At 67.4% G+C, this 11,361-nt stretch carries 12 protein-coding genes and 1 riboswitch; of the genes, 4 read left to right on the top strand and 8 right to left on the bottom strand.

Annotation, left to right across the window (positions count from 1 at the left end; genetic code table 11):
* Positions 1–922, top strand: a 922-nt coding sequence (locus tag FOZ70_RS20260; RefSeq protein WP_258025678.1) for a collagen-like triple helix repeat-containing protein, incomplete at its 5' end; no start/stop codon positions are given.
* A gap of 120 nt (positions 923–1,042) precedes the next feature.
* Here FOZ70_RS20260 and FOZ70_RS20255 read toward each other — a convergent pair.
* Positions 1,043–1,504 (bottom strand): Lrp/AsnC family transcriptional regulator, encoded by a 462-nt coding sequence (locus tag FOZ70_RS20255; protein WP_027791696.1) that lies wholly within the window; start codon positions 1,502–1,504, stop codon positions 1,043–1,045.
* 116 nt (positions 1,505–1,620) lie between these two features.
* Here FOZ70_RS20255 and FOZ70_RS20250 point away from each other — a divergent pair, with 116 nt between their 5' ends.
* Positions 1,621–2,253 carry a LysE family transporter gene (locus FOZ70_RS20250; protein ID WP_219706585.1) on the top strand — a complete coding sequence of 211 codons (633 nt, stop codon included), beginning with the start codon at positions 1,621–1,623 and terminating at the stop codon, positions 2,251–2,253.
* Here FOZ70_RS20250 and FOZ70_RS20245 read toward each other — a convergent pair.
* The 7 genes from FOZ70_RS20245 to FOZ70_RS20215 form a co-directional block, all read right to left on the bottom strand.
* A complete protein-coding gene (locus tag FOZ70_RS20245) occupies positions 2,250–2,675 on the bottom strand; it encodes a DUF6331 family protein (RefSeq protein ID WP_048025135.1) in 426 nt (141 codons plus the stop codon). The genes FOZ70_RS20250 and FOZ70_RS20245 overlap by 4 nt on opposite strands.
* A 19-nt stretch (positions 2,676–2,694) precedes the next feature.
* Positions 2,695–3,690: an alpha/beta hydrolase gene (locus FOZ70_RS20240; protein WP_219706584.1), complete on the bottom strand. Its 996-nt coding sequence runs from the start codon at positions 3,688–3,690 to the stop codon at positions 2,695–2,697.
* 22 nt (positions 3,691–3,712) lie between these two features.
* The gene (locus FOZ70_RS20235; protein ID WP_219706583.1) at positions 3,713–4,285 is read right to left on the bottom strand and encodes a TetR-like C-terminal domain-containing protein; all 573 of its coding nucleotides are present in this window, start codon (positions 4,283–4,285) and stop codon (positions 3,713–3,715) included.
* 402 nt (positions 4,286–4,687) lie between these two features.
* The gene (locus FOZ70_RS20230; protein ID WP_219706582.1) at positions 4,688–5,533 is read right to left on the bottom strand and encodes a GNAT family N-acetyltransferase; all 846 of its coding nucleotides are present in this window, start codon (positions 5,531–5,533) and stop codon (positions 4,688–4,690) included.
* A 204-nt stretch (positions 5,534–5,737) separates the two neighbouring features.
* Positions 5,738–6,307: a YdeI/OmpD-associated family protein gene (locus FOZ70_RS20225; RefSeq protein ID WP_219706581.1), complete on the bottom strand. Its 570-nt coding sequence runs from the start codon at positions 6,305–6,307 to the stop codon at positions 5,738–5,740.
* Positions 6,308–6,542: 235 nt separating this feature from the next.
* Positions 6,543–8,471 carry a TonB-dependent receptor gene (locus tag FOZ70_RS20220; RefSeq protein ID WP_059707721.1) on the bottom strand — a complete coding sequence of 643 codons (1,929 nt, stop codon included), beginning with the start codon at positions 8,469–8,471 and terminating at the stop codon, positions 6,543–6,545.
* Positions 8,472–8,809: 338 nt separating this feature from the next.
* A riboswitch (cobalamin riboswitch) is annotated at positions 8,810–9,003 on the bottom strand.
* A gap of 89 nt (positions 9,004–9,092) precedes the next feature.
* Positions 9,093–10,151: an AraC family transcriptional regulator ligand-binding domain-containing protein gene (locus FOZ70_RS20215; protein WP_059707444.1), complete on the bottom strand. Its 1,059-nt coding sequence runs from the start codon at positions 10,149–10,151 to the stop codon at positions 9,093–9,095.
* Between the two features lie 167 nt (positions 10,152–10,318).
* On the opposite strand from FOZ70_RS20215, the gene FOZ70_RS20210 reads away from it, so the two are divergent.
* Positions 10,319–10,663 (top strand): hypothetical protein, encoded by a 345-nt coding sequence (locus tag FOZ70_RS20210; RefSeq protein ID WP_059707446.1) that lies wholly within the window; start codon positions 10,319–10,321, stop codon positions 10,661–10,663.
* Positions 10,653–11,321, top strand: a complete 669-nt coding sequence (locus FOZ70_RS20205; RefSeq protein WP_059707449.1) for a Dabb family protein — start codon at positions 10,653–10,655, stop codon at positions 11,319–11,321. Before FOZ70_RS20210 ends, FOZ70_RS20205 begins: the two co-directional genes overlap by 11 nt.
* The last annotated feature ends 40 nt before the right edge of the window (positions 11,322–11,361 follow it).

Genomic DNA, 11,361 nt, shown 5'->3' with positions numbered 1-11,361 from the left:
CGGCACGAGCGGAACCAGCGGCACGAGCGGAACCGGCGGCACAAGCGGCACCAGCGGAACCCCCGGCACGAACGGCATCATCAGTTCCGTCGGGGCGGTCGTCATGGCCGCCGGCGCCACGATCAGTGAAGCGAATCCGCCGGGAGTGGGCAACGGCGTGACCACCGGCCTCGGCAACACGGTCACGGGCGTGGGCACGATCATCCGCGACACGTCGAACGCCGTGAGCAACGGCATCGGCCAGACCGGTTTCACGGCGAACCCCGTCGGCACGACGGTCGCCGGGCTCGGCTCCATCGTCGGCTCGGTCAGCAATCCGGTCGCCGGCCTCGGCGACACGGTGAAGGCGCTCGGCACCGGCCCGCTGTCGCCATTGGCGCCGCTCACGACCCCGGTCGGCGGCCTGCTCGACACCGTGTCCGGCGGCATCAAGACGGGCGGCACCATGCTCGGCTCGGCCCTGTCGTCGGCCCCGGTCCAGCAGACGACGCAGGCGATCAGCACCGCGATCACGCCGCTCGTCACGACCGTCGGCCAGGTCACGCAGCAGGTCGGCACGGCGACCGGCCTCGGGCAGCCGGTCGCGGGCCTGCTCGGACAGATCGGCGGCGCGATCACGTCGGCGGGATGGAAGGTGACGTCCACGTCGCCCCAGCCGCTGGTCGGCGGCGTCGGCGGGCTCGTTCGCGCGGTCGGCAACACCGTGACCAACGTGGGCGGCCTCGTGAACCCGAGCGGCGCGAACGGCGCGGTGCCGGTGGCGGGCCTGGTGACGAGCGTGGTCGGCGGCATGCCGGCGACCGTTCACAACGGTTCCGCGACCGGCGCGGATGGCGGCTCGCCGCTGGGTGCGCTCGCCAATCCGCTCGCGCCCATTACGGGGCTGGTGGGCGGCCTGCTTGGCGGCGTGGCCGGCAAGTAGCCGATCGGTCCGGATCGTCACGGCGGTAACCGGCCAGATGAAGTCTGGCCTCCGGTTACCGCCGGCGGGTTTCCTGATGGTCTCCCGCGGAAAGCGGATCGGGCGGGGCCGCTCGATGCGTCAATCGCGAACGATGTCGCGCGGCGACGGCGGACGCGCCAATCCGCGTGCGGGCAGCGGCGTCGACATCACGATCGACGTGCGTGTTTCGCCGTACAGGTTGATGCGTTCGATCAGTTGTTCGAGATGGGTCATGCTGATCGCGACGAGTCGCATCACATACGAGTCCGCGCCCGTCACGTGATGGCATTCGACGACTTCGGGAATCGTCTCCAGCAACCGGAGGAATTTCGCTTTCGCCGGTTGCGGCACCGTGATGCCGATCAGCGCGCTGACCGGATAGCCGGCGGCGGCAGGATTGATCCGCGCGGTGTAGCCCTCGACGACGCCGGCCGCTTCAAGGCGCTTCACGCGCTCCGTCACAGCCGGCACCGACAGATGCACCTGGCGCGCCAGCTCCGTGTAGCTGATGCGGCCGTTGGCTTGCAACAGCGCCAGTACCTTCCAGTCCAGATCGTCCATCGCGGTGGAATTTTTTAAGGTGGAGCCGTCAATTTTCCTTAAAAACCGCATTCAGCGATGACCGGACTTTCCCTACGATGCCTGTTCAACGCGTCACATGTCGCAAGGAGCAGGCAATGCTGTTCATCAAGTCCGTCGTAATGGGGCTGTCGATCGCGGTGCCGGTCGGCCCGATCGGCATGCTGTGCATCCAGCGCAGCCTGAGCCGCGGTTTTCAGGCGGGATTCGCGACGGGCGTCGGCGCCGCGTGCGCCGATGCGATCTATGGCCTGCTCGGTGCGCTCGGCATCGCGGGTATCGTCACGGCGTTCCCGATGCTGACCGTCGGGTTGAAAATCGCCGGCGGCGCATTTCTCGTGTGGCTGGCGTGGACCATCGCGCGCCAGGCGCCGGCCGCGCCGACGGCGCAACGCGACCTGCCGCGCACGACCGTCCTGCGCGACTTCCTGACGACGTTCGGCCTGACGCTGTCGAACCCGATGACGATCCTGTCGTTCGTCGGGATCTTCGCGGCGCTCGGCCCGCTGTCGGGAGCGCGGGAAGGCGCGATGTGGCCGGCCGTGGCGCTGATGGTCGCCGGTGTGTTCATCGGCTCCGCGACGTGGTGGCTGTGCCTGAGCGGTACGACCGCCGCGCTGCGCACGCGGATGTCGTTCGCGTTCATGCACGTGCTGTCGCGCGTGTCGGCCGCGGTCGTCGCGGTGTTCGGCGTGATTCAGGTGGTCGCGGGCGTGCGCGCCGTCATTTAGGCCGATGCGTCGCGCGCATCGCGCTGCGACCGGATCGCGTCGAGAGTCGTCCGGATATGCGCGAGCAACTCGACTAACACCGCCTTCCTGAAAAACTGGTTCATCCGCGTGCTGACGACGAGATCGGCCGGCAACGCGTCGATCGCACGCTGAACCGACAGCAGATCGTCGGCGAGCCGTGCCAGCGCGGCGCGATCGAGCGTACTCACGGCAACCGCGATCTCGTCCGGCCAGAAACCGAATGCGTCGATGCCGCAGCATTCGGCGACACAGTCCGTCTCCAGTGCATCGATCAACGACATGACCCCGGCCAGACAGGGATCGATCGCGACCGCCTGCGCCTGCCCGCCCGACAGATCGCCGAATTCGATCCAGCGATCCGGGCCGATGCCGATGTCGTCCTTGTGGGGTTTGCCGTTCATCGTCCGACGCTCGACGGATTCAATTCAATGCAGGCAGATGCGCACGCACGAAGCGCGCGATTTCCTGGCCCAGTTCCATGTCTTCGGGCGCGCCCATGAACCCGCCATGCGGCATGCCTTCGAACAGGTGAAGCTCGGTCGGCACCTGCGCGCGCCGCAATGCGCGGTGCAGGCGGACCGCGTTCGACAGGAACAGGTCGCGCGTGCCGCTCTGGATGAAGGTCGGCGGGAAACCGGCAGCGAAATCGCCGAACAGCGGCGACAGATACGGATGCGCGAGATCGGCGCCGTTCGCGTAGAGCAGGTTGTTCGGCATCAGCGACGTCGGCAACACCACGTCGACGAGGCGGTTGGTCTCGAAGCTGTCGCCGGATTCGGTCAGGTCGACTTCCGGCGACAGCAGCACCAGCGCGGCCGGCAGCGGCAGCCCTTCGTCGCGGGCGCGCAGCACCATCGCGGCGGCGAGGTTGCCGCCCGCCGAGCGCCCGCCGATGACGACGTTTTCCGGTGCGTAGCGCTCCAGCACGTACGCATACGCGGCGATGCAATCGTCGAGTGCGGCCGGATACGGATGTTCGGGCGGCAGGCGATAGTCGACGCCGTAGCATCGAATGCCGAGCCGGTCGGCTTGCATCTGCGCGCCGGCGCGGCATGCGGCGCCGCCGCCGAGAACCAGCGCACCGCCATGCAGGTCGATGTACGCGCATTCGCCGGAAGCCACTGCCTCGGGCGTGGCGACGTGCACGTCCGCGGCGCCGGCCCGGATCGTCTCCACGCTTGAACGCAGATGACCGCCGAGCTGCTCGATGGCCGCCGCGTAGTGCGCGTCGGCGGCCGTCTTCACGCGCATCCATGCGTCGAAATCGTCCGGGGCAGGCATCACGTGCAGCGCGTTCAGCGGCACGCCGTCGCTGCCGACCAGCCGTTGCAACGCGGCTCGCGCCTCTTCGCTGATCGAGGCCGGGAAGGGGACGACACGGCTCGGCAGGACCACGCCGTCGGGTTGGTCTTTCATCGATTCGGCTCCGTTGGGCGAGTCATGCGGCGCAAGGCCAGTGACGCAGCATCACGTCCAGCGCATCGAGACTGCGCAACCACGACGCGTCGGAAGCCGGTGCGCTGTGCGAGAACCCGCCGGCCCTTTCGAGTGTGACGTAGCCCATGAAAAAGCCGCCGAGCAGGCGGATCGCATGCGGCTGCTCGGCTTCCGGCATGTCGTAGCTGCGCAGCACGGCCGAGGTCATCCTGACGAGCCGGCCGCCGGCGCTTTCAGTGGCGCGCTCGACGCTCAGCGGGTGGCGCGCGGCTGCAAAACGGCCGGGGTGCTCGCGCGCGTAGTCGCGATAGACGTTGGCGAGCGCTGTCAGCGCGTCCTTGTCGGTACGGCCGGCCAGTGCTTCGGTTGCGCGATCGGCGAGTTCCCGCAGCGCGAAGAGTGCGATCCGGCTCTTGAGATCGTCGAAACTCGGGACATGGGAGTACAGGCTGGCGAGCTTGACGTCGAAGTGACGCGCGAGCGCTGCGCCGGTCAGGTGCTCGAAGCCGGTCTCATCGGCGAGCTGTGCGCCGGCTTCGACGAGTTTGTCCAGGGTGATGCCGGCGCGTGCCATGACGGATGCTATTCAAATTAATCAAAAGGCTAATTGTATTAGGTTCGGTGGGGATGTCAATTTTCCGGGCGTGCCAGTTCTGCCTGTGCGTCATTGGGATGACGTGTTCCGCTGCGTCGAAGCGCTATGGCTTCATGTGATCGGGGATGGCCGCTTTGGTCGCGTGCCGTGCGTCAGGAAGCGGAGACAAACATGCGTCGAACATGTAAGCCATATCCACCCGGCTGTCGCGGCGATCGGGATCTGCGTCGTCTGCGCATCACCCGTTCCGACGGGCGGCCCGTTGATGCCCGCACGATACCCGTACCTGCGGTACAAGGGCCGTAGAGGACGGAATTACCCAGCCACGCTTGCTGACGTTGCATCGCGTAGCGACTTGGGCGTCCGCCCCGTTCGGGACGATTACCCCAGCTCGAACGACGTCACCCCGAACACGCGTTCGATTGCAATCGGCGGCGCGTCTTGCGTGTACATCCTCGCGGTTTCGAAGACGCTCGTCATGCCGTGCCGTTCCGCCAGCGCGACGGCTGCGGGGTTCGTTTCCGGCACGTCGAGCACGATGACCTCGCCGGGCATGCGCGCGGCCAGCGCGCGAAACAGCTCGGTGGCAACGCCTGCGTCGTCGGCGAACAGCGGGCCGACCTTGCAGCCCGCCTTGCAGCGTCGCACGACACCGTATCCGGCGATCCGGCCGGCGTCGACGGCCACGAGCGCCACGGCATCCGGCTGCGCGATCCACGCGGAGACGAAACGCGCGCGTGCCGCTGGAAAGCACTGGCGGTCGTAGGCGAGCAACTGCTCGAACGGCACGTCGGCCGCGGCGGTCACCTGCGCGCACCCGATGCCGTCCACGCGCCCCTGATAGCGGATGTTGCGGTACGCGAGCGCGAATCCGGACTTCCGGTAGTTCGCCTGCTGGGCCACGACACCATCGAGCCCGATGTTGCGATCGGCGAGGTAACGCATGCCGTGCTGCCAGATTCGGATGCCGAAGCCCTTGCCGCGAAACCCGGGTTTCACGATGTAGAGGCCGATGAAACCAAAGCGTTCGTCGTAGGCGACGGCGGCAAGGCACGCGACCGGCTCGCCACGCCACACGCCGACGAAGAACCCGGCCGGGTCCGCTTCCCGGAAACAGGAAGGATCATGCAGGCCGGGGTTCCAGCCTTCCGCCGCCGCCCATTCGATCGACATGGCTACCTCGTCGGCCGACATGGTGCGCACGATGAAGTCTTCGTGTTGATCCATGATTCACCCCGGTCGCTGCGCTAGGGAATGCGCGTTGCGTTACGTGAAATGTATCGAGGACGCGTGAGCCGGCAGCCCCGTGGCTGCCGGCCGGATCATCATAGTCCGAAGAATGGAACGAGTGTGTGATGACGGATGCCGAGCCGAAGCGGCCACGACGGGTTGTATCCCCCACGTTCGGGAAAATCTCCGTCGGCGAAAAACTCATGGATGGAACGTTTCGCCACGCATCAGCATGTCGATGAACTCCCCGATTTTGCGCGCCCTTGTTTCGGGCTTTTTGGCATTCTGTATGCGATACAGGATCGCATAGCGGTTACGGCTGTTCAGGGTTGCGAAGAATTTTTTGGCTCCGGGATTGGCGTCCAGGGCCGCCTGCAGGTCGTCCGGCACGGTCGAGTTGCTGGCCGACGTATAAGCAGCGTTCCAGCGGCCGTCCTTCCTGGCCTTCTCGATTTCGCACATGCCGGGCGGGCGCATTCTGCCTGCGGCGATCAGTGCTTCGGCCCGGTCCTTGTTGAGTTGCGACCACAGGCTTTTGGCGGTGCGTGGGGTGAAGCGTTGTAACCAGTATTGGTCGTTCCCGGCCCGCTTTTGACCATCGATCCAGCCATGGCAGAGGGCGCTTTCCAGCGCCTGTTCGTAGGTGACGGTTCGCTGCCCGGTGCCTTTTTTCGCGAGACGCAGCCATGCGCCGGTTGACGTGCTGCCGTTTTCCCCTAACCAGCTTTCCCATTCGATCTGACTGGAAAACGTGAGCGTGCATACGGTCATGTCGATGTCCTGAATGGTGAGTACATCTACGGGGAAGGCGTCCGCAGTCTAACAGTGTTGATACGGACATTGACGCCCGTGGCGCGACCGAAAGACCGGCAGATCCGCAGTCATCAGCCCGTCGACGGGCTTGGGGCGGAATACCGTTTCCCATACCCGGTGACGGAAGCATCGAACACCGCTTCCGGACGGGAGACCTCGCCGCCCACCGCGCCAAGGCCTCCCCATCCGCCCGTCAGAACGTGTAGGTCACCTTCCCGAACGCCGTCCGGCCAAGCGTGTTGTATCCATACGCGGTCATGTACTGCCGGTCGAACAGGTTCGACACCGTCGCCGACACCGTCAGGTGCGAATTGATCCGGTACGACGCGCGCAGGCCCACCGTCAGGTACGACGGCAGATAGGTCGAGTTGGCCGGATCGTCGAACGTCGTGCCGCCGTAAAGCAGCGACGCCCCCGTGCTCAACGCATGCAGGTGGAGTTCATCCCATGTGTGATCGATGTTGATGCTGACCGTCTGGCGCGGACGGCGGCTGAGCCAGGAGTCGTTGGTCTCGTCCTGCGGATTGAGGATCCCGACCGCGACGCTCACCGGCGTCGAGCGGCCGATCGTCCCCTTGTACGACAGGTCGATCCCGCGAATATGCGCGCGACCGATGTTCATCGGCGAGAACGTCGCCGGGTTGTACGCGATCAGGTTGGTGACCCGCGTGTCGTAGATCGCGGCCGTGAACGTACCGTACGACGTGTTCGCATCGACCGCGGCCTCGACCGACGTGTTGCGTTCCGGGCTGAGATCCGGATTGCCGTAGCCGGGGTAGTAGAGGTCGTTGAACGTCGGCAGCTTGAACGCATTGCCGTACGACACGCGCGCCGTATACACCGGCGTGATCGCCCACGACAGCGCCGCGTTACCCGTATTCACCGACTGCCCGGCGATGATTTCATGTCGCCCGGCGAGGAACATCGTCACGCTGCCGAGCGTCGCCGACTGATGCAGCGAGAACGCGGAATCGTTGCGCGTCGGTATGCCGCCCGGCATATCGACCGGCAGGAACGCCTGCTCGCGCGTGAAGTCGTACGCGAGCTTGGTCTCACCCGACAGCGGCAGCCCGAACAGGTGGAACCCGCGTTCCTGATGCGTCAACGACGTCGACGTGCTGATGCGCTGCGAATTGATCTGGTCGGTCGGGATGGCCGGATCGCTCGCGTAGAGGAACTGGCGATCGTTCGCATAACCGAACGACTGGTCGAACTGCGTGTCAGGCGTGATGTCGAGATGGAACGCGATACCGGTCGTCAGCTGATGATCGAGCTGGCGGTTCGCATAACCGCTGTTGTCGTAGGACAGATCCGACCGGTGATACAGCGCGAACGTCGAGATCGACCAGTTGTCGCGCGCGTAGCCGAGGCGCGCATCGAGATCCTGCGCGTGGTACGGGTTGCGGCCGGCCTCATGGTACGGCAGCACGGGCCGCGTCGAGTCGATGCCGGCCGTGTTGTACGAGCGCAGGCCGAGCGAGTAGGTGAGCCCGCCGAGCGCGGCGAGCGGCCCGGTCGACGGCACCGTGCCCGACGTGCGGAGCTGCGTGTCGAACGTCTTGTTCGACCCGCCGCCGAACGACACGGTCGTCTGGTTCGGCTGGTTGGCGGCGCGGCGCGTGAAGAGCTGCACGACGCCGCCCATCGCATTGGCGCCGAACGACGCGGCAGCCGGCCCCGAAATCACTTCCACACGTTCGAACGCTTCGGTCGGCAAGTCGGCCCACGGTGCGATGCCGGTGGTCGGCGAGCCGATCCGGATGCCGTCGATGAACACGGCGACCTGGTTGGCCGACGAGCCGCGGATGCTGACCGACGCGGACGAACCGGGGCCGCCGTTCTGCGAGACGGTCACGCCGGGCAGCGTCGCAAGCGCCTGCGTGATGCTCGGGTCGCTCGGCGACAGCCGGTCGAGATCGGTGCGCGTGAGCACCTGGGTCGTCGCATAACGCTGGTCGAACGACTCGGGCAGGCGCCGCGTGTCGGTCACGTTGATCGTCGGCAGGTCGGTGCCTTCGGCGGCCGGGGCCGGTTGCGAAACAGCGGTGTCGCCGGCGGCGTGGGCGAGGGGCGAGAGGAGAGCGGTCGCGGCGGACGTGGCAAGGAGGTGTCGAATCTTCATGAGGCTGTCGTTGTCGTCGGGCTGCGCTGGCGTCAATCGGGAACGGGCGGGCAGCACCGGTCTTGTTATCGGTGATCGGGTTATCGCGCGACCGGGCCGGGCAGGCCGGTTTCACGGGCGTCGGCGCGGCGCACGCCGGCGGACGCAGTCGATGGGGGACGGTACGCGCGTGCGGGCGGGCCGTGCAGGCCGGCGGCGTGCCGGCGCGGCGCTTCCGGTGCGGAAGCGGATGCGGTAACGATGGACATCGGGCGGATCCTGAGGTCGGGCCGTCCATGCAGCGGGCGACCGCCAACGGCGGTGCCTGGCGCGCCGGGACACCCCGCCCGGTGCGGCTGCCTGGACCTCGGGTCGATGGCAGGTCTCCTGGCTCGCGGGTCGTCATTCGTGCGGGCCTTCCCGGTTTCCCAGTGGCACGCAGTGGCACGAATTCACCGCTCACAGTTGCGGGGGCAGCCGCAGATTCGAGGCATGGCCTCTCCTGCGTTCCCTTTTGATCCCGTCTCCGGGCACCATCAGCGCGCAAGGGTAATGGCGTGCGCGCCGCTACGTCAAATATCCGGCGACGCAGGGATGCGAAAAAACGTCATTACCGGGCAAGTCCTTTCGAAATCCTTTCTTTCATGCGTCGGCGTCGCGTTTCATGTCTGACGAAACAAGGTGGTTCGAAGCCGTCCGATCGCGCCTGAACCGGCTCGGCGCGACTCCTGTCCACCGGACGAACGCGCGGCGAAACGCCTCCTCGCCGCCGAACCCGAGATGCGCGGCAATCCGCGCGACCGGCCAGTCCGATTCACGCAGGCAGCGTTGCGCGGCTTCGGCGAGACATTGCTCCTTCAGCGCGTGATAACCGGTGTGCTCGGCCGTCAGCCGCCGCCGCAACGTCGCCTCGCTGACGCCGAGCCATGCGGCCAGTTCGGCGAGCGCCGGCAACGCCTGTTCATGCGCGAGCGCCGCATCGAGGAAACCGCGCACCTGCTGCGTCCACGACACGACGGCCGGTGCCGCATCGATCAGGCGAAACGGAAAATCGACGAGAAACGCGTCGAGCTCGGCCGGCTGCCGGATCACGCGGCACGCGAGCTGCGCCGCATCGAACGCGAAACCGTAGGTCTTGCGGCCCACTTCAACCGGCGCATTGAACAGTCCGAGCAGTGGCATCGCGTCGTCGCGGCGCGGATGGCCGAGCCACACGCCGGTCGGCCGCAACGGCTGCCCGATCAGCCAGCCGAACAGCTGCAGGTAGCAGAACAGCCCGGTCAGGTCGACCAGGCACGCGGCCGGGCTGCGCGTACGCCGCAGCGAATCCATCCGGAACAGCGCACGCCCGTCGCGCACCGCAAGCGTCAGGTGACCGGCGCGCGGCTGCAGCATTTCGCAGAACTCGGCCGCACAGCGGATCGCGTCGGCGAGTGTCGCGCAACTCAGCAGGCAGCGGCACATCAGGTCGACTTCGCGCTTGCGCATCGGCGGGTGGCCGTCGCCGCGCGCGACCCGCGCCTCGAGCCGCTCGATCGCGTCGCGGTACAGCGCGACGAAATCGCCCGGTGTCGTCGCCGGGCGAGGTGGCTGCGCATCGCGGTAGGCCGGCGGCGCGCCGCTGCGCATGAGTTCGCTCAGCAGGCGCGCGCCGAGGCCCGGCAGGATGCGGCCGCGGGCCGGCATGGCGCGCTGTTTCATGAGTTTCCCGATCTGATCGTTGCGACAGGGGCCGGTGAGCGGGCCGGTAGGGGCCCGTTCATCGCCGCCACGCAAGAATGCTATCCACGCCGGCCTCGCCGGAACGGCGTAGGCCGGCCGCCGATCCCCGTCACGAACGACCACGAACGACCACGAACGACACGCGAATGATCCAGATCGTAGACGAAATCACGCTCGCGCCCGAGCGCATTCCCGACGTGCTTGCGCTGCTGCGCGACCGCTACCTGCCGGGCCACGCGGCACGCGGGCTGACGGCGGCCGGCCACTGGGTGTCGCCGCCCGTCGCGGTGCCCGGGCAGCCGAGCACGCTGTGGCTGACCTGGCACGTGGCCGATGCGCCGGCCTACTACCGGATGCGCGCGCTGACGGATGCCGGCGTGGTGAGTTTCTGGATGGCGGTCGACGCGCGGTGCGACGTGCGCCGCCGCCATGTGATGACGGACGCCGATGCGCCGCTGCCCGCGCTGACGGAGGTCGATCATGCGGCATGACACGGCACAGGTGTTCGTGTCGGCGGATTGCGACGCCGGTGGCATCGAACGCGCGTTGCGTGAAGCCGCGCACGCGCTGGCCGGCGCGAAACGCGTGGCGCTGGCGCGCAACCAGGACGGCAGTTGGGGCGCGGGCGACTACACGCTCGACGTGCTGCGCGACGATTCGGCGGCCAATGGCACAGCCAACGGCACGGTCAACTGTGCGGCCGACGGCACGGCGGATTTCGCCGCGCTCGCGCAACTGCCGGGCATCGTACGCATCGACGGCGCCGTGTGCCGCGCGATCGGCGGCGGCCTGCGCGAACCCGCGCTGCGCGACGGCGTGTGGCGCACGCTGATGCTGCGCGTGCGGCCGCAGGCCGGCGCCGAGCAGGTCGCCGCGCTCGAACGCGAACTGCTGCGCATGCCCGCGTTCATGCCCGGCATCCGCAACTGGCGCCTGAGCCGGATCGCGCCCCCCGGCGCATGGACACACGTGTGGCAGCAGGAATTCGCGCACGTCGGCGATCTGCTCGGCGAATACCTGATGCATCCGTATCACTGGGGCTGGGTCGACCGCCGGTTCGATGCCGAAAGCCCCGACTGGACCGTCGATGCGATCTCGCATGCGTTCTGTCCGCTCGCGTCGAGCCTGCTGGCCGAGACGGCGGCGTGACGCGTCGCGCCCGTCAAGCTGACAACACCCCTGGAGACAC

This window comes from Burkholderia sp. COPS, assembly GCF_019425585.1.
Lineage (GTDB): Bacteria > Pseudomonadota > Gammaproteobacteria > Burkholderiales > Burkholderiaceae > Burkholderia > Burkholderia cepacia.
The sequence above is the reverse complement of the archived record's forward strand: the minus strand, read 5'-3'. Positions and strand labels throughout refer to the sequence as shown.